16 protein-coding genes are annotated in these 19,813 nt (G+C 38.0%); 2 read left to right on the top strand and 14 right to left on the bottom strand.

All coding sequences use genetic code 11. From position 1 onward, the window contains the following. Positions 1-138: 138 nt before the first annotated feature. The 12 genes from icd to AC4PG0_RS00660 all read right to left on the bottom strand — a co-directional run bounded on the left by icd (position 139) and on the right by AC4PG0_RS00660 (position 15,455). On the bottom strand, positions 139-1,401 hold the full coding sequence (icd, locus tag AC4PG0_RS00715) for an NADP-dependent isocitrate dehydrogenase (protein WP_003771987.1): 1,263 nt from the start codon (positions 1,399-1,401) through the stop codon (positions 139-141). Positions 1,402-1,420: 19 nt separating this feature from the next. Beyond that, positions 1,421-2,542 (bottom strand): citrate synthase, encoded by a 1,122-nt coding sequence (citZ, locus tag AC4PG0_RS00710; protein ID WP_003771989.1) that lies wholly within the window; start codon positions 2,540-2,542, stop codon positions 1,421-1,423. Between the two features lie 36 nt (positions 2,543-2,578). Continuing rightward, positions 2,579-3,040, bottom strand: coding sequence for a DUF441 domain-containing protein (locus AC4PG0_RS00705; protein ID WP_003762446.1), 462 nt, complete (start codon positions 3,038-3,040; stop codon positions 2,579-2,581). A gap of 157 nt (positions 3,041-3,197) precedes the next feature. Next, on the bottom strand, positions 3,198-3,575 hold the full coding sequence (locus AC4PG0_RS00700; RefSeq protein ID WP_003762447.1) for an FxsA family protein: 378 nt from the start codon (positions 3,573-3,575) through the stop codon (positions 3,198-3,200). Positions 3,576-3,694: 119 nt separating this feature from the next. Then, a complete protein-coding gene (gene pyk / locus AC4PG0_RS00695; protein WP_003771992.1) occupies positions 3,695-5,452 on the bottom strand; it encodes a pyruvate kinase in 1,758 nt (585 codons plus the stop codon). A gap of 282 nt (positions 5,453-5,734) precedes the next feature. Continuing rightward, positions 5,735-6,694, bottom strand: coding sequence for a 6-phosphofructokinase (pfkA, locus tag AC4PG0_RS00690; RefSeq protein ID WP_003762450.1), 960 nt, complete (start codon positions 6,692-6,694; stop codon positions 5,735-5,737). Positions 6,695-6,978: 284 nt separating this feature from the next. Beyond that, positions 6,979-7,935: an acetyl-CoA carboxylase carboxyltransferase subunit alpha gene (locus AC4PG0_RS00685; RefSeq protein ID WP_003771994.1), complete on the bottom strand. Its 957-nt coding sequence runs from the start codon at positions 7,933-7,935 to the stop codon at positions 6,979-6,981. Next, positions 7,925-8,809 carry an acetyl-CoA carboxylase, carboxyltransferase subunit beta gene (gene accD / locus AC4PG0_RS00680; protein WP_010991609.1) on the bottom strand — a complete coding sequence of 295 codons (885 nt, stop codon included), beginning with the start codon at positions 8,807-8,809 and terminating at the stop codon, positions 7,925-7,927. Before accD ends, AC4PG0_RS00685 begins: the two co-directional genes overlap by 11 nt. A 215-nt stretch (positions 8,810-9,024) precedes the next feature. Next, positions 9,025-12,351 carry a DNA polymerase III subunit alpha gene (dnaE, locus tag AC4PG0_RS00675; RefSeq protein ID WP_492167967.1) on the bottom strand — a complete coding sequence of 1,109 codons (3,327 nt, stop codon included), beginning with the start codon at positions 12,349-12,351 and terminating at the stop codon, positions 9,025-9,027. A 122-nt stretch (positions 12,352-12,473) separates the two neighbouring features. After that, the gene (locus tag AC4PG0_RS00670; protein WP_492167676.1) at positions 12,474-13,409 is read right to left on the bottom strand and encodes a DHH family phosphoesterase; all 936 of its coding nucleotides are present in this window, start codon (positions 13,407-13,409) and stop codon (positions 12,474-12,476) included. Between the two features lie 20 nt (positions 13,410-13,429). Next, complete coding sequence (ytoI, locus tag AC4PG0_RS00665; RefSeq protein ID WP_010991612.1) at positions 13,430-14,743, bottom strand: CBS-HotDog domain-containing transcription factor YtoI; 1,314 nt, start codon at positions 14,741-14,743, stop codon at positions 13,430-13,432. Between the two features lie 25 nt (positions 14,744-14,768). Further along, on the bottom strand, positions 14,769-15,455 hold the full coding sequence (locus AC4PG0_RS00660; RefSeq protein ID WP_003772005.1) for a metal-dependent hydrolase: 687 nt from the start codon (positions 15,453-15,455) through the stop codon (positions 14,769-14,771). 163 nt (positions 15,456-15,618) lie between these two features. Here AC4PG0_RS00660 and AC4PG0_RS00655 point away from each other — a divergent pair, with 163 nt between their 5' ends. After that, complete coding sequence (locus tag AC4PG0_RS00655; RefSeq protein ID WP_003762457.1) at positions 15,619-16,716, top strand: M24 family metallopeptidase; 1,098 nt, start codon at positions 15,619-15,621, stop codon at positions 16,714-16,716. Between the two features lie 39 nt (positions 16,717-16,755). On the opposite strand, the gene ald is transcribed toward AC4PG0_RS00655, so the two are convergent. Then, positions 16,756-17,868 (bottom strand): alanine dehydrogenase, encoded by a 1,113-nt coding sequence (gene ald, locus AC4PG0_RS00650; RefSeq protein WP_045554208.1) that lies wholly within the window; start codon positions 17,866-17,868, stop codon positions 16,756-16,758. A gap of 238 nt (positions 17,869-18,106) precedes the next feature. Here ald and AC4PG0_RS00645 point away from each other — a divergent pair, with 238 nt between their 5' ends. Next, positions 18,107-18,565 carry a universal stress protein gene (locus AC4PG0_RS00645; protein WP_003762459.1) on the top strand — a complete coding sequence of 153 codons (459 nt, stop codon included), beginning with the start codon at positions 18,107-18,109 and terminating at the stop codon, positions 18,563-18,565. Positions 18,566-18,616: 51 nt separating this feature from the next. On the opposite strand, the gene AC4PG0_RS00640 is transcribed toward AC4PG0_RS00645, so the two are convergent. Next, a complete protein-coding gene (locus tag AC4PG0_RS00640; protein WP_010991613.1) occupies positions 18,617-19,810 on the bottom strand; it encodes an acetate kinase in 1,194 nt (397 codons plus the stop codon). Positions 19,811-19,813 lie beyond the last annotated feature (3 nt).

Raw genomic sequence — 19,813 nt, 5'->3', positions numbered from 1 at the left:
CACTTGTGTCTATTTTACCATAGGAACATAAAAACAAACCACTTATCCGAATGGGATTAAATGGTTTGTTTAAAATACGTACATTTCCTTTATAAAAAGATATTACGAACTAGTTTTATCGTTTAAAATTGACTTATTTTAGAAGTTTTTGATTAACTCGTCCGCAAATTCCGAACATTTAACTTCTGTAGCTCCATCCATTAATCTAGCGAAATCATATGTTACGGTTTTTGCAGCGATAGTTTTTTCCATAGAGTGGTTAATGAGTGCTGCTGCTTCACCCCAGCCAATATGTTCAAGTAGTAATGTTCCAGATAAAATAACAGAAGATGGATTGACTTTATCAAGACCAGCATATTTTGGAGCAGTACCATGTGTTGCTTCAAAAATCGCATGACCAGTTAAATAATTAATGTTCGCTCCAGGAGCAATTCCAATTCCACCTACTTGAGCAGCAAGGGCATCAGAAATGTAATCTCCATTTAAATTCATCGTAGCTACTACATCAAATTCAGCTGGACGAGTGAGGATTTGTTGTAAGAAAATATCTGCAATCGAATCTTTTACTAATATTTTCCCAGCAGCAAGCTCTTCTTTTTGTTTTGCATCAGCAGCTTCTGTACCTTCTGCTTCTTTGATACGGTCATACTCATTCCAAGTAAATACTTTATCGCCGTATTCGCGTTCACATAAATCATAGCCCCAGTTTTTGAAAGCTCCTTCAGTGAATTTCATGATATTTCCTTTGTGTACAAGTGTTAAAGATTTACGTCCTTCTTTAATCGCATATTCAATCGCTGAACGGACTAAACGCTCTGTTCCTTCTTTTGAAATTGGTTTAATCCCAATACCAGAAGTTTCCGGGAAACGAATTTTATCCACGCCAAACTCCGATTTTAAGAAATCAATTAATTTTTTCGATTCTGCGCTACCTTCTTTAAATTCAATTCCCGCATAAATATCTTCTGTATTTTCACGGAAAATGACCATATCAGTATCTTCAGGACGTTTTACTGGTGACGGAACACCTTTGAAATAACGAACTGGACGTAAACATACATATAAATCTAACTCTTGGCGTAAAGCGACGTTTAGAGAGCGAATACCGCCACCAATTGGTGTTGTAAGCGGTCCTTTGATAGCAATTAAATACTCATCAATTGTATCTAGTGTCTCTTGTGGAAGCCATTCACCAGTTTGTTTAAATGCTTTTTCGCCAGCCAGAACTTCTTTCCAAGCAATTTCTTTTTCGCCATTGTAAGCTTTTTTTACTGCCGCATCTAAAACGCGTTTTGCAGCTGCCCAGATGTCTGGACCTGTTCCATCTCCTTCAATAAAAGGAATGACTGGGTTGTTCGGTGTTTTTAAAACACCATTTTCTACTTGAATTTTTTGACTCATAAAACTTGTTCCTCCTCCATTAAATTCGTTCTTCTACAGGTAAATAACTTCTATTTTCAGGTCCAACGTAGATAGCACGTGGACGAATAAGACGATTATCACGATATTGTTCAAAAATGTGTGCTAACCAACCAGAAACACGGCTAACAGAAAATACTAGCGTGAATAAATCGCGGTCAATCCCAAGCGCGTGGTAAACGGAAGCAGAGTAAAAGTCAACATTAGGTTTTAAATGTTTTAATTCCCAAACAGCTTCTTCTACTTGCAGTGAAATATCAAACCATTTTTCTTCGCCTTTTTCAGCAGTTAATTTTCTAGACATTTCACGTAAATGTTGAGCACGCGGATCCCCACCTCGATAAACTCGGTGACCAAAGCCCATGATTTTTTGTTTAGTATCGATTTTTTCTTGGATATAATTACGTACATCGCCAGCTGCATCGATTTCTTCTAACATATCAAATACACGTTCGTTCGCACCACCATGAAGTGGGCCTTTTAGCGCACCAATAGCAGATGTTACACCAGAATAAACGTCCGAAAGCGTTGCCACACAAACTCGAGCTGTAAATGTAGATGCATTAAACTCATGGTCTGCGTGCAGTACTAGCGCTTTGTTCATTGCTTCTACCGATAACTCATCCGCTTCTTCCCCTGTAATCATATAAAGGAAATTTGCTGCCATATTTAAATCTTCTCTTGGCGGAATGGGATCAAGTCCGCGACGAATTCTTGAAAAAGCAGCAACAATCGTTGGCATTTTCGCTTGAAGACGTAGCCCTTTTCGGTAAACAGCTTCCCCGTCATCTAATTCTGCTTCGGTGTCAAACACACCTAACATCGATACCGTTGTTCTTAAAACGCTCATTGGATGCAATTTTTGATGATTTTGCATTCTTAAACTTGTAATAATGGTTTCAGATACTGCCATATTTTCTTGGATTTCTAATTTAAACTTTTTAAATTCTTCTTTATTTGGCAAACGTAAATGCCATAATAAGTAAATCACTTCTTCAAAAGAAGCATTATTTTCCATCAAATCATCAATACCGTAACCAACGTACGTTAACATATCATCAATAATAGAACTAATGGAAGTCTCAGCAACATATACATTTTCCAACCCTTTAGATAACGTCATTTCGTTTCCTCCTTTTATCCTTTTTTACTTATGTATTTATTTTATGAATGCAACTAACTGCATTGCCATATACGCAATACCCGCTGCAATTACCGGTCCAGCAGCAATCCCTCTAAACAGTACTACTGCTAAAATCGTTCCAAATACAAGTGAAACAGTTACTTGTGGATCAACGGCCATATAGCCTACACCCTTTTTCGCTAAAATAGAAACAGCAATTCCTGCCCCAAGACCAATCCAGCCAGCTGCCGATTTAAAAGAATCAATTAAATCTTTAAAACCGATTTGACCAGTCGCGATTGGAATTAAGATAGCAACAGTAATAATCGTTACGCCCCAATTAATTCCTTTAGCTTGAATCAGTTCCATTGCTTTACCATCGACGTGAAATAACTTTAATAAAATAACGACAGCTACCGCAATAATAAGCGAATTATTTTTTGCTATAAGTCCAAGAAGTAAAAAAAGAAGTAAAAACAACATACTTTCCGTAAACATACTAAGTCACCTTTCAATATCACGCATCTAGGAAGCGAGATAACAATTATTATATCATAAACATACCTTATAGTAATACTAAAATGCCATAAGGAAAATGAATTACCCTTTTTTCAACTAAACCTCTATAGAAAGTTTTTTCCCATAGAGGTTTCAATTACATATCAAAATAATAATATTGTGTGTGTTTCTTTTGGTTTCCAAGCCATTTCGTTAATTTAGGTTTTAATAGTTTACGAGAAAACGGGATAAAAATAACTAGCCCTAAAATAGTGGTAATAACTCCTGGAATAATTAATAGGAAACCCGCGATAAAAAAGCATAGGCTATCTAATAAATATGGTGCTACTGTTCGTCCATCACGTAAATTCCGGAAAAGGTTGCCTCCAAGGCGTTTGAAAATAAAAATACCAAAGGCGCTCGAAGCTATTTGAATAAAAAGAAGTGGCCAAAAACCGATTACTTGGAATAGCCAAACATACATAATCAATTCTATTAAGCCATATAAAGCCCAATAAAGAATAAATTTTCTCATAAAATCAACTCCAATACTTAATGACTATTATAACCTATTTTGGCGCAATCGAAAAACAATACAAGCGTAGACACAAAAAAAGCGCCCCGCTAGCGGGACGCTTTTTAGAAAGGTTAATTTTAGTGAGTTGCTGTTTTGCCGTTATATACAACACCTTGACGAGAATCAACAGTGATGATTTCACCGTCTTTTACAAGGGATGTTGCGTCTTTAGCGCCAACGATGACAGGAATGCCAAGGTTGATTCCAACAACTGCTGCGTGGCTAGTTAAGCCGCCTTCTTCGACAACAACTGCAGCACTTTTCTCGAATGCAGGAAGGATTTCTTTATCAGTTGTTTTAACGATTAAGATTCCGCCTTCTTCTGCTTTTTGAAGAGCTTCTGCATTGGATTTAGCAACTACTGCTTTACCAATAACTGATTTGCTGCCAATACCTTGGCCTTTAACTACTTTTTCACCAATTAATTGGATTTTCATAACGTTTGTTGTTCCACTTTCTGTAACTGGAACACCAGCAGTGATGATGATTAGATCGCCTTGTTTCGCAACACCAGAAGCAAGAGATTCTTTTACTGCAAGGTCGAACATTTCGTCTGTATTGCTAACTGGAGTAGCTAGACGAGGATATACGCCCCAAGAAAGAGCTAATCCGCGATATACATGTTCGTTGAATGTTACAGCAACGATATGAGATTTTGGACGGTATTTAGAAATCATACGAGCTGTGTGACCACTTTGAGTCGCAGCAACGATAGTTTGAACGTTTAGGTTTTTCGCAGTATGGCCAACTGCTTGACCGATAGCTTCTGTCATATCTGTATTTTCATGAAGTTTAAGTGCAAATTTATCTTGAGCAACTAGAACTTCCTCAGTACGAACAGCGATTTTCGCCATCATTTTAACTGCTTCTACTGGATAATCCCCAGCAGCTGTTTCACCGGATAACATAATAGCATCAGTTCCATCAAAAATCGCATTCGCTACGTCACTTGCTTCAGCGCGAGTTGGACGTGGGTTACGTTGCATGGAATCAAGCATTTGTGTAGCAGTAATAACAGGTTTACCAAGTTTATTACATTTTCTGATAAGTTCTTTTTGTACAATCGGAACTTCTTCAGCTGGAATTTCAACGCCTAGGTCACCACGAGCAACCATTAAGCCTTGAGATACTTGTAAGATTTCGTCGATGTTGTCAACGCCTTCTTGGTTTTCGATTTTAGGAATGATTTGTACGTGAGTTGCGTTATGCTCTTCTAAAATTTTAGTAATTTCAAGAACATCTGTAGCACGACGTACGAAAGATGCAGCGATAAAGTCAATACCTTGTTCTAAACCGAAGCGGATATCAGCAGCATCTTTTTCTGTGATTCCTGGTAGGTTGATAGAAACATTCGGTACGTTAACACCTTTTTTATTTTTAAGTACACCTGGGTTAAGTACTTTAGTTACTAGTTCGCGATTAGCTTCGTCTTTTTCGATTACTTCAAGACCGATTAAACCGTCATCAAGTAAAATGGAAGAACCAATTTCTACGTCATCATAAAGTTCTCCGTAAGTTACAGAGAATTTTTCTTTTGTTCCTTCAACAGGAGTCATAGATACACGTACAACGTCACCTGTTTGGAATTCTAATTTTCCGCCGACCATGTCGTTTGTACGGATTTCTGGACCTTTTGTATCAAGTAAGATAGCAACTTGTTTGCCAGTTTTTTTCGATGCTTCACGGATATTTACAATACGCGCACCGTGCTCTTCAAAATCTCCGTGAGAGAAATTAAGACGTGCAACGTTCATTCCTGCTTCGATCAACTGAACTAATGTGTCAACTGACTCACTTGCAGGACCAATTGTACAAACAATTTTCGTTTTTTTCATGTTATTACTCCTCCTAGAACTTAGCTATTCATTCGTATTCATTATAAACATATATTACCTATTTTACCAGTCACAACCTTGCAAAACAAGTAAGTTTGTGAATAAGAGCGCAATTGTGAAGCATGGTAACGATAACAAGAAAACGTTTTCCAGTTTGTTACAGCATGCTTGATTAACAATTGACTTCTCTTTTTTCTCAAAGTCTATTTTTAATACGTTACTAAAATTTTTCACAAAGAAAGGCTACCATGCTTTGTCATGGCAGCCAGCTCTTCAGCCGTTTTAAATCGACAAAATAGATGCAAGATCAAATAATTTTTGATCAAGAGTGTGTTTTTCTTTTAAAATTTCACCAATATTATTTTCGACAATTCTATTTTCACGGATTCCAACAGCTAATCCTCCGCGGTTTTCTAGCAATAATTCTACTGAGCGCGCACCAAGACGACTTGCAAGTACACGGTCAAATGCAGTTGGGCTACCACCACGTTGAACATGTCCAAGAACAGTTACACGTGCATGATAATCGCCATATTCAGCTAGTTGTTTGGCAAACTCGTTACCAGACATAACTCCTTCAGCAACTACAATAATACTATGTTTTTTACCACGTTCGCGACCTTTGTTTAAACGATCCACAACATCGTCCATGTTAAAGCTTTCTTCTGGAACGATGATAGCTTCAGCGCCACCAGCAAGGCCAGACCAAAGTGCGATATCACCTGCGTCACGACCCATTACTTCAATAATGAAAGTACGTTCATGACTTGTCGCTGTATCGCGGATTTTATCAAGTGCATCAAGCACAGTGTTTAGCGCTGTATCAAAACCAATAGTAAAATCAGTTCCAGAAATATCATTATCAATTGTTCCTGGGATACCAATAGTTGGGAATCCACGTTTTGTAAGTGCTTCCGCGCCGTGATAAGAACCATCTCCACCGATAACAACTAAGCCATCGATTTGATGTTTTTTCAATTGTTCAATTCCTTTAAGTTGTCCTTCTTCTGTAGCGAATTCAGGATATCTTGCAGAATAGAGGAAAGTTCCCCCACGGTGAAGTAAATCACCAACTGAACCTAATTCTAATTTACGAATATCGCCATTGACTAGCCCTAAAAAGCCATAGTTAATACCGTAAACTTCAAGTCCTTCATAGATTGCTTTCCGTACAACAGCGCGAGTGGCTGCATTCATTCCTGGAGCGTCTCCTCCACTTGTTAAAATTGCAATTCGTTTCATTTTACTTACCACCTCAGACAATGATATTGTTTTTCATCACATGTGTTTATTCTACATGAAAAAAGGTCAAATGAAAAGCTCCAACAGAACACTTTTTTAAAGCGTAACCGCTTGCACATGCGCTTTTTCATATCGGTCTATTCCATTTCACCCGCAAAATGGCTTTCTACCTAAATAACACTTTAATTGGTCTATACTTGTGAACTTATAAACTTTCTTTTCTACATTACTATATAAAAAGAAGATGATTCCTTAAAAATAAGAGAATCATCTTCTTTTGGACTTTATAAAGTTTCGTAAACGCCGATTTTTTTGAATTTATCGTAACGTTGCTCAATTAGTTGCTCTTCAGAAAAGGCCATTAATGCATGAAGGGATTTCGTGATAGTTTTATTAATTTCTTCTGCTTGTGCTGCTAAATCGCGATGAGCACCGCCTTTTACTTCAGGAATAATCCCATCAGTAATACCTAATTCGTATAAATCTCCTGCTGTAATTCGCATAGACTCCGCTGCTTTTTTGGCTAGACTTGCATCTTTCCATAAAATTGCTGCAGCGCCTTCTGGTGAAATAACAGAGAAAACAGCATTCTCTAACATGAAAATTTGGTTACCAAGGCCAAGAGCTAACGCACCGCCACTTCCACCTTCACCAATAACAATAGAAATAATTGGTACTTTCATATCGCTCATTTCATAAAGGTTTCTAGCAATCGCTTCACTTTGACCACGTTCTTCTGCAGCGCGACCTGGATAAGCTCCTTTAGTATCAATGAAGCAAATAATTGGTCGACCAAATTTATCTGCCTGTTTCATTAAACGAAGCGCTTTGCGGAAGCCTTCAGGATGCGGCATACCAAAATTACGATGTAAATTATCTTTAGTATCTTTACCGCGTTGGTGACCAATAACTGTGACTGGAGTGCCTTTAAAAGTAGCAATTCCACCAACTATTGCAGCGTCATCTCCAAATGTCCGGTCGCCGTGAAGTTCCATAAAGTCTTCGAATAAAAGCGAGATATAATCAAGTGTTGTAGGTCGTTCTGGATGACGAGCCACTTGAAATTTGTCCCAAGCAGTCATATTACTATAAATGCTTGCTTCTAATTTAGCTAGACGCTTCTCCAACTTCTCGATTTCATTCGTTAAGTCTACATCTGATGTTTCATTGTATTCTTTTAAGTCTGCAATTTTACTTTTTAATTCTAAAATTGGTTTCTCAAATTCCATTTCATTCGCCATCAGATTCACCTCCAGCTTCAGGTGTTTTCACATGGATTTTTAAAATAAAGCTTAATTTATTTTTTAAATCAAGGCGTGAAATACAGTCATCTAGTTGTCCATGTTTTAATAAGAATTCCGCTGTTTGGAAATCTTCTGGTAGTTCTTCACGAACAGTTTGCTCAATAACTCTTCGTCCTGCGAAACCAATAAGTGCGCCTGGTTCTGCAAAATTATAGTCTCCAAGTGATGCGAAACTAGCCGAAACACCACCTGTTGTTGGATGTGTCATCACAGTAATGACAAGACCACCGTGATTGCTAAACCGTTTAAATGCTGCAGAAGTTTTTGCCATTTGCATTAAGGAAAGCATTCCTTCCTGCATACGCGCGCCACCAGAAGCTGTGAAAATAACAAATGGTTTATTTGTTTTATCGGCTTCTTCTACCCCGCGAAGGATTTTTTCGCCAACTACTGAACCCATACTCGCCATTCTAAAGCGCGAGTCCATAACAGCAATCACAAGCGGATTACCGTCAATGGTAGCATGACCAGTAACAATCGCTTCATTCAAACCACTCTTCTGCTTATCTTTCTCAATTCGATCCATATAATTTTCAAAACCAAGTGGATTTGCCGTTGTTAAATTAGCATCAAGTTCTTCAAACGAACCTTCGTCAACTAACATATCAATTCTAGCTGTTGCTCCAATTGGATGGTGAAAACCACAATAATTACATACCATAAGATTCTTTTGCAATTCTTTGGTATACATTATTTTTTTGCATTCTGGACATTTTGTCATAATACCTTCTGGAACATCCGCTTTCGTCCCATCAGAAGGAATTGTGGCATATTTTCTCTTTTTTGGTTTTGTAAACAAGTCTCCTAGCAAGGATAACCCTCCCCATTTACGCTTTCTATTGTGGTTCATAACGATTTTAATGTTATATAAATGAAAAATGAATAAAGACGTGAAACATATTTCAACCGCATTTTCCCACAAGAAGACAAAATGCCAGTCTATCCGAATCAAAATGGACAGACTGCGCAGTATTGTTTTCCACGTTAAACTATAACATACTTTCTATAAATATAGAAAGTCTAAGATTACTTAAACACCACATTCTCTTTACCAAGCAACTCTACTAGCGCTTCTTGCAACTCATTTGACGGTTTAACTTGAATATTTTTTAGTTCAGTTGTTTGTTTAGTTATCGCTTGGTGAATAATGACTTTACTGTCCCCTTTATGACGCGCTAAAATCGGTTTTATTTGTTCCATTTGCAGTGATTCCGTGACTTTTAAAAATAGTCTTACCGGAGCTTTTATTTCTTTTAAGTCTTGGGCTTCATTGATGATTAATTGAAGTTCGCCATTCCTCATATCTGCCTTCACTTTAAGAAAAAGAATTTCCCCTTTTTGAGCAAAATTCGCGTATTTTCGGTAGCTTTCAGGAAACATAACTGCACTTAGTTCCTTTGATTCATCACTAATAGTCAAAAAACACATCGTTTCACCTTTTTTAGTTCGAATTGATTTCACCTCATGAACATAGGCTGCAACTTGATAAATGTTCCCAGAGCTAACACTTGCTAATCTTGTAATAGCAAGGTTTTGTAATTTATTTTGGTAATAAGATACAGGATGTGCCGAAACATATTGACCTGTATATAGTTTTTCTTTTTCTAGCTTTTCATCAATCGAAATTGGTGCGGTTTTCCGGTAACCTGGTTTCATTTTTTTCAAAAAATCGTCATCTTCCGCAAAAAGATTCATCCCTTTTGAATCTTCTCCGAGTAATGAAATGTATTGCAGTACTGCATCTATTGTTGCTAAAATAGTTGCCCGGTCTTCGCCAAATTCATCAAAACAACCAGAAAAAACAAGCGCTTCTAGAACAGTTTCTGAAAGCATTTTATGTGGCATTCTTTCACAAAAATCAAAGAAGTCTTTAAAAGGCGCTTTTTTTCGTTCATTGATGATTTCTAAAATAAATTTCGTTGGTACTTTTCGAATAACACGGAAACTATAACGAATCGAGGTCTCGTTTTCCATTTGAAAGTAGTAATTACTATGATTAATGCTCGGCGCTAACATGTTGATACCGTAGTTCTTTGCTTCTGTGATATATTGAGAAATTTTGTCATCATTTCCAAAAACAGAACTAAGAAGTGATGACATAAATGCTGCTGGATAATGGGCTTTTAAATAGGCCAATTGAAAAGCGATTTTCGAGTAAGCAGCTGCGTGACTTCGGTTAAACCCGTAGTTCGCGAATTGGACAATCATATCATAAACTTGGTTAGCACTACTCTCTGAATAACCTTTACTTTTAGCTCCTTCAACAAAATGAATCCGCTGCTCGTTTAAAACATCCGCTTTTTTCTTGCTGACAGCTCGTCTTAATAAATCTGCTTCCCCAAGTGAAAAACCAGCCATTTGATTCGCTACTTGGATAATTTGTTCTTGGTATACGATAACGCCGTAAGTCACTTCTAAAATAGGTGCTAAATCTGGATGTGGGTATTGGATTTTTTCTTTCCCATGTTTTCTGGCGATGAAAGTATCAATTTGTTCCATTGGACCTGGGCGATAAAGCGCGTCCACGGCCACAACATCCTCAAAAGAAGTCGGCTTTAGTTTCCGAAGTACGCGGCGAATACCATCCGATTCAAATTGGAAAACACCTGTCGTGTCACCGGTTTGGAAGAGTTTTAAAGTTTTTTTATCTTCCAAAGAAATATCTGCTAAAGTTAATGGCGTTTCTCTATTATAATTAACTGATTTTAAAACACGATCTAATAAACTTAGATTTCTAAGTCCAAGAAAATCCATTTTAAGTAAGCCGATTTTTTCTAATTCCCCCATAGCAAACTGGGTCAATCTAGCATCCCCGCTACCTAATTGAAGCGCAACCTGTTCGACGAGTGGCTTATCGCTAATAACAATCCCGGCAGCGTGCGTCGAAATGTGGCGCGGTAAACCTTCGAGTTGGCAAGCTACTTCCCATATCATTTCGTTTTCTTTGGAACTTTTAATATGATTTTCTAAGCGAGGACTTTCTTGTAAAGCTTTTTGTAAAGTAATGCCTAATTGACTCGGAATTAACTTCGACCATTCTGATAAAAGTACTGAATTCAAGCCAAAGCTTCTGGCCGTATCACGAATCGCCGCTTTAGCCGCTAATGTTCCGAATGTGCCAATTTGGGCAACATGCGCCTCGCCGTATTTCGATACAACATAAGAAATCACTTCATCCCGGCGATTATCTGGAAAATCTAAATCAATATCGGGCATCGTTATTCGTTCTGGGTTTAAAAATCGTTCAAATAGCAAGTTATAACGAATTGGATCGACGTCGGTAATTCTAAGCGCATAGGAAACAAGCGATCCTGCTGCAGAACCCCGACCTGGTCCAGTTAAAATTCCTGCTTCTCGAGAATAACGTATAACATCCCAAACAATTAGGAAATAATCCGCAAATCCCATCTCCGTAATAACTTTTAGCTCATAATCTAGCCGTTCTTGGTATTCTTTTGCTAATAAATTCCGCTCTTTTAAGCCAGCATAAGCCGTTTCTCTTAAAACATCAGGTGCGTTTTGTTCTTCATTTAACGGAAATCTTGGCAATAAATGCTGTTCTAAGGCAATTTCAACGTGGCAGCGTTCGGCTAATTTCTCTGTTTCGAGACATGCCTGTTTTTCGAAACCAGTTTGCCAGTCACGCTCCATTTCAGCTTGTGAAGTAAAATAATTCGGGCCTGCGAGTGGCAATGTCGCCCAATCCACAGTCCGATTGTCACGTATCGCAGTCAAAACTTCTTTAGCCTGAGCATCTTTTGGCTCCATATATTGGACATCTTTCGTTGCAACAACAGGAGCCTTTTCTTCTGCTGAAAAAGCTTCTATTTTGGCAAAAAGACGTGGGTTTTCTTTTTGGGCTGATAAATAAACGGATTCTTTGCCAAAAATACTGACTAAGTTCTCGTAAACTTCTAGTGCCCCGTCGCGATTTTCTTCCATAAGAAGACGCTCTACTTCTCCTTTGGCGCCGGGTGAAATGGCAATTAAATTACTGCTGTACGCACGTAGCCAACTTTGCGGTAATTCGGGACCTTCTTCCCGCGTTTGAATGGCACTCGCGATTTTTAATAACTCATGATATCCAGCGGTTGATTCCGCAATTAATATCAACTCATATGAATTAATTGGATTTAAGTAACCTTGTATTGTCACCGTCATCCCGATAATTGGTTTTATATCCGCCGCTAAACATTTTTGATAAAACTCGACTACTCCGTAAAGTACATTTTTATCCGTAATTGCTAAGGCTGGATAATGGTATTCTTTTGCTTTAGCGATTAACTTATCGATTGATGCTGTACTAGAAAGCAAATCATAAGCACTCGCAACTTGTAAATGAACAAACCCCACTATCCTCTCTCCTTTCAAAACTCTCTTTTTCCATTATATCGGTTAAGCTAAAAAAAAGAAAGTGTGTTCGCGTTTTTATATAAAAAATAAAGCCAGTTAGTTAAACTGGCTTTATTTCTTGTTTATTTAGCCGCACAGATGCGCGCAAGTTTTGCTGTCATTTCTTTTATTTCTTCTTCATTATGAAGAGTCGCGCCAGAAGCAAGCGGATGTCCGCCTCCACCGTATTCTTTGGCTAGTTCATTAATAACTGGTCCTTTTGAACGTAACCGCGCTCTGAAAACCGGGCCTTCTTGAATGAACATAATCCACGCCTTAATTCCTTCCACATTTTCGATGCAAGATACAAGTGCGGAAGCGTCGCGCGGATCTACTTCAAACTCTCTCAAAAGCGTATCACTTAAATAAACGGTTGCAGCGCCATTTTTATCCATGACAAAGTTTTGCAAAATATACCCTGAAAGCTTCACCGTATTTTTTGGTAGCTCATATAATTCACGGTAAAGCGCCGGACGATCAAACGGAAATGTTACTAAATACGAAGATAGAAGTAAAGTTTCTTCTGTTGTACTTGGATACAAGAACCGTCCAGTATCACCAACAATTCCAGCATAGAGGAGTCTTGCAGCTGTTTCATTTAGAATTAACTCTTCTGAAAATGATTCCCAAAAAGCAGCAATCATTTCGCTACAAGAAGAAGCAGTCGTATCAACCCAAAGTAAATCACCATACGCATCGTCATTTGGATGGTGATCGATTTTGATTAGTGCTTTACCGAGGTTAAACCGACCATCTGAAATCCGCTCTTGATTCGCGGTATCACACACAATTACAAGCGCATCCTTATATACTTCATCGGCTATTTCATCTACTGCACCTAGAAATTGGAGCGACACTTCATCATTCCCAACCGAGTAGACTTTTTTCTCAGGAAAACTAGCTCGGATAATTTCTGCAAGTCCCATTTGCGAACCGTATGCATCTGGGTCAGGTCGTACATGCCTATGCAAAATAATCGTTTCATATTGTTTTATTTGTTGTAAAATCTCACTTTTCATTGTTTCGCCTCTGTTTCTTTTTAACGTTCCATCATTTGACAAGCGACTATAGCTTTTCCGGTCAAAATCCCTTCTAAATAAAGCTCTACATCTAACTTCCCAGCTTTACGTCCCATTTCCAGAATTCGTGGTTTAATAACGATTGTCGCATCCATTTGAACAGGTTTTAGAAAATACATCGTTACATTTTCAATCGCGACATTACGTTTTTTCATAGAAAATAGTTTTTGCTGCACAACTTCGCAGACCACTTGGGTAAATACACCATACGATAATGTCCCAAGTGAATTAGTCATTTGTGGACTCACTTTAAATTCGTAATCTGCCTCTTCGCCCGTATCTGCTTTTTCGGAAAGTTGATTTGCAATCGTATCGTCAATCGTTTCGCCGACTTGTGGTTGTTTTTGAATCATTTGCATCGATTTCAAAATGTCTTGTCTACTAACGATGCCGATTAAAGTTAAATCATCTTTGACAACGGGGATGACTTCGATACTTTCCCAGATCATCATATGTGCCACTGATGCAACACTCATTTTTGGACCAACAGTTAGTGGATTTTTAGTCATCACTCGTTCAATCGAAATGCTCGGATTTTTTTCTAAAATATCTTTACTCGTAACCATACCAGTTAGTCGCATCGCCCGATTTACGACAGGAAAACGACTATGCCCGGTTGCTTCCTCCATTTTATGCCAATCTTCCACTTTATCTGATGTGGACAAATAAGCAGTTGTTTCAAGCGGCGTTAAAATGTCCTCTACGAAAACAACTTCTTTTTTAATCAATTGATCGTAAATCGCCCGGTTAATCATCGTCGCAACTGTAAAAGTATCATAAGACGTTGACAAAATTGGTAATTCCTTCTCATCTGCCAACTGTTTTACTTCGTCGTCCGTATCAAAACCACCAGTAATAAGTACCGCAGCACCGCGTTTTAAAGCAAGTTCATGTGCACTCACCCTATTTCCGACGATTAATAAGTTACCGGCATCCGTATAGCGTTCCATTGCCTCCACGGTCATCGCACCAATAACAAACTTATTGAGCGATTTATATAACCCAGCACGACCGCCAAGCACTTGCCCATCAATCATATTAACAATCTCAGCAAAAGTTAATTTCTCGATGCTATCTTTTTGTTTCCGCTCAATTCGAAGCGTACCTACTCGTTTAATAGTAGAAACAAACCCAATTATTTCCGCATCTTTAATTGCCCGGTAAGCAGTACCTTCACTTACTGACAGGTTTTTCGCGATTTTCCGCACAGATATTTTTTCGCCAACTGCAAGATTTTCAATGTATTTTAAAATCTGTTCATGTTTTGTGGCCACGACTCGTTCACCCATTCCTATTTTGTTAGATTTCGATACCTTCCCCAATTTCAAGTACTTTTCCGGAAATACCTTCATCAAGCGACGCAACAAATTGATGTGGATCTTGCTCAATCAACGGAAATGTATTGTAATGCATTGGAATAACTAGTTTTGCTTGTAAAAAACGTGCCGCAATCGCCGCGTCTTCTGGACCCATGGTAAAATTATCGCCAATCGGTAAGAACGCAACATCTAACGGATTTAATTCTCCAATTAATTTCATATCAGAAAACAAACCAGTATCTCCAGCAAAATAAATATTTTTACCTTCTATTGTAAAAACGATTCCTGTTGGAAAACCAAGGTTAATTATACGCCCATCACGCACTGTTTGCGAACCGTGAAATGCTTGTGTCAACTTCACTTGTCCAAAATCAAACTGTCTTTTCCCACCAATATGCATTGGCGCAATGTTCTCAAGCCCATCTTCTACCGCTAAAAATGAAGCTAAATCTGCATTACAGATAACAGTTGCTCCTGAATTTTTAGCAATTTCAACTGTATCACCGACATGATCGTCATGCCCATGCGACAGAACGATAAAATCTGGCATTTGCTCTTCTGCTTTTAAATCACATTTTTCATTACCAGAAATAAATGGATCAACTAGAATAGTCGTATTCCCAGTGATAATTTTAATACAAGACTGACCATGAAATGAAATCTTCATGTTAAAAAACTTCCTTCCTGATTAATTATTCTATGTGTATTATTGTACCACTATTATTATAAACTAATATATAACACCTCGTAAACTAGGAGGTGTTTATTACCAAAATATTTCCGTTGCATGTTATCATTGTAGAGAAATCAATTGGAAAGAAGGTACAAAAATGGAAAAAAATATTGATGTCTTACAAAACTGGCTAAAAGACCAAGGTGCCGAAGTGGCATTTATCACAGACCCAGAAAACATCGCTTATTTTTCAGGTTATCATAGTGAGCCTCATGAACGCGTGCTAGGGCTAGCTGTTTTCCCGGAAAGCGAACCGTTTTTATTCACGCCAGCACTTGAAGTAGAAGATGTACGCGGCGGCGATTGGTCCCACCCGGCATACGGTTATAACGATACCGAAAACCCATTCAAAATTATTGCAGATGAAATCAAAAAACGTGTAGCAAATCCAAGTAAATTTGCCATTGAGAAAAAACATATGAGTGTCGACCGTTACGAACAATTAGCAGGACTTTTCTCTGGCAGCTCATTCATTCCGATTGAACATAAAATTGAACAAATCCGCCTTATAAAAACAGAAGCAGAACTTAAAATTTTAAAAGAAGCTGCTTTATTAGCTGATTACGCTGTCCAAGTCGGTGTTGATGAAATCGCAGAAGGTAAAACAGAAGCGGAAATCGTTGCTAAAATCGAATATGAAATGAAGAAAAAAGGCGTTACAGCCATGTCATTTGATACAATGGTACTCACTGGTAAAAACGGCGCCCTACCACACGGAACTCCCGGAGAAACAAAAATCAAAAAAGGTGATTTAGTTTTATTTGATTTAGGAGTAGTTCATAAAGGTTATTGTTCAGATATTACGCGCACAGTTGCATTTGGCGATATTACTGATGAACAGAAAAAGATTTACGATACTGTTTTAGAAGCTCAAGTAGCTGCGGTTGATAAAGTAAAAGCTGGCATAAAAGCAAGCGAAATTGATTTAACTGCTAGAAATATTATTCGTGAAGCAGGTTTCGGCGATTATTTCCCACATCGTCTTGGTCACGGACTAGGAGCTAGTGTACACGAGTTCCCTTCCATTACAGAAACAAACAACATGGAACTGCAAGAAAATATGGTATTTACAATTGAACCAGGTATTTACGTTCCAGGAGTCGCTGGGGTTCGTATTGAAGATGATTTAGTTGTTACAAAAGATGGTGTTCAGGTACTAACTGAATTCCCGAAAACTTTACAAGTTATCAAATAACAAAAAAGCAAACTTCCACGCGGAAGTTTGCTTTTTTTATTAAATTAATTCTGCACTATTTGTATATGGTAAGTCGAGAGAATCCGAAACGGCTTTATACGTGATGTGACCTTGATACGTATTTAAACCACGTAACAGGTAAGGATCTTTTTTCACAGCCTCTTCTAATCCATCATTTGCAAGTTTTAATCCAAACGGTAATGTTGCATTTGTTAGCGCTAGCGTAGATGTCCGCGGAACTGCTCCTGGCATGTTAGCAACTGCATAATGAAGCACTCCATATTTTTCATATGTTGGATCATCATGTGTGGAAACATGGTCGGTAGTTTCAAAAATTCCGCCTTGATCAATTGCAATATCAACAAGAACCGAGCCAGGAATCATCTGTTTAATAACATGTTCCTTAACTAATTTTGGTGCTTTTGCGCCTGGGATTAATACTGCTCCTATAACTAAATCCGCTTTTTTGACAGCTAATTCAATATTAAAATCATTCGACATTAAAGTTTGTACTTGGTTGCCGAAAATGTCATCCAATTGGCGAAGTCGTTTTAAATTCATATCTAGTATTGTAACATTAGCGCCAAGACCTACGGCAATTTTTGCTGCATTTGTTCCAGCGATTCCGCCGCCAATAATAACAACTTCACTTTTTTCAACGCCAGGAACACCACCAAGCAACACGCCCATGCCGCCATTTGTTCTTTGTAAAAATTGTGCACCAATCTGAGCCGCCATTCTTCCTGCAACTTCACTCATCGGAGAAAGTAGTGGTAGTGTATGATCAGCAAGTTCTACTGTTTCATAAGCCACACTGTTTACTTTACTCTCTAGCAAAGCTTTCGCAAGAGTTGGTTCATTCGCTAAATGTAAATATGTGAAAAGTAATAAGCCTTCTTTAAAATATGTATACTCGGATGCAATGGGTTCTTTTACTTTTACAACCATATCTACGTCCCAAGCTTCTTTTGCTGTTTCGACAATTTTTGCCCCCGCTTGCACAAAATCAGCGTCTTGATAATTAGAGCCACTTCCCGCGCCTTTTTCCACGTATACAGTATGCCCTGCGTTTACATAGGAAAAAACACTCGCCGGAGTCATTGCCACCCTATTCTCATTATTTTTTATCTCTTTTGGTACGCCGATCAACATCAAAATCACTCTCCTTGGTATAGGTATAATAGACTATAAAAGATTTTCCACACCCCCATGCTAACACAATATACCTAAATTGTAAAAAATTAACTAACTTAAATTTAAACAAAAGAATTATTACAAAAGTAAAGGATTTTCATGGTTTCTTAATTTATTTTCCAATTTATGGTTCTTTTAGGAAAAAAAGGGTAAAATATAAATATAGTAGATACATATTTTGATTGGAGGAATTATTATGTTACAACAATACGAAAGAGTTTTAGTAGCAGTTGATGGATCCAAAGAAGCAGAAAGAGCTTTCCAAAAAGCAATACAAGTGGCTAATCGTAATGATGCTGCACTTGGTCTTGTACATGTTATTGATACACGTGCTTTCTCGTCCGTAGCCAATTATGATACAAGCATGGCTGACAAAGCGACTGAATATGCGGATGAATTACTTAGCGGCTATAAAGAAGATGCTTTAAAAGCAGGCGTAACTAAAGTAGAAAGCTATATCGAATACGGCTCGCCAAAAACAGCCATCACAAAAGAAGCAGCAAAAGCATTCCAAGCTGACTTAATTATGTGTGGTGCTACTGGTCTAAACGCTGTAGAACGTTTATTAATTGGTAGTGTATCTGAATATATTATTCGCCACTCCCCTTGTGATGTGCTTGTAGTTCGTAATGATGTTCCTGATTATAAAGAATAAAGCTAAATAAAAAAACTCGCTCTTGAAATTCAAGAGCGAGTTTTTTTTATTTTAATGGTTTTGTTTAATTGTTTCTACATCACGAGCAATCATTAATTCTTCGTTTGTAGGAATGATGATAACTTTTACTGGGGAGTGTGGGTAGTTAAGGAATCTTTCTTCTCCGCGCACTTGGTTAAGTGCTGGATCCCAGTATACGCCCATGAATTCAAGTCCACGAAGTACTTTTTCACGGATATAAGAACTATTTTCACCGATACCAGCTGTGAAGATAATTGCATCTACACCGTTCATGCGAGCTGCATAAGAACCAATGTATTTATGGATACGGTCAACGAAAACTTGAAGTGCAAGTTCCGCGCGGTCGTTTCCTTTTGCTGCTTCATCTTCTAAATCACGAAGGTCACTTGAAATACCAGATACACCAAGCATACCGGATTCTTTGTTTAAGACATCAAGTACTTGTTCTGCTGTTTTGCCAGTTTTTTCCATGATGAAAGGAATAAGCGCTGGGTCAATGTTACCAGAACGAGTTCCCATAGAAACGCCAGCTAGTGGTGTGAATCCCATGGAAGTATCCATTGATTTTCCGCCTTCGATTGCAGCGATACTAGCACCATTACCAAGGTGACAAGTTAGTAAACGTAATTCTTCTACAGGACGACCTAGAAGTTCTGCAGCGCGTTCGGATACATATTTGTGACTTGTACCATGGAAACCGTATTTACGGATACCATAATCTTCATAGTAGCTGTACGGCAAGCTGTAAAGGTAGCTTGCTGGAGGCATTGTTTGGTGGAATGCTGTATCGAAAACAGCCACTGAAACAACGTCAGGTAAAATTTTACGGAAAGCTTTAATTCCAGTAACGTTTGCCGGATTATGAAGTGGCGCAAGTTCAGATAGAGCTTCAATATCTTTAATTACTTGGTCATCAATATAAACGGATTCAGGGAATCTTTCTCCACCATGAACAACACGGTGACCAATTCCAGTAATTTCATCGTAAGAACCGATAACTTTGTGATTAATTAATTTTTCAAGTAGCATTTGAACGGCAATTTCATGATCAGGAATATCAATAATTTCTTTGATTTTTTCTCCGTCTACAGTAATTGTAAAAATAGAATCTTTCAAGCCAATTCTTTCTACAATACCTGCTGTAATAACACGTTCAGATGGCATATCATATAATTGGAATTTCAGTGAAGAACTTCCGGCGTTAATTGCAATCGTTTTTTCCATTTT

Source organism: Listeria sp. MAN/IMW/UF464 (genome assembly GCF_058683955.1).
The sequence above is the reverse complement of the archived record's forward strand: the minus strand, read 5'-3'. Positions and strand labels throughout refer to the sequence as shown.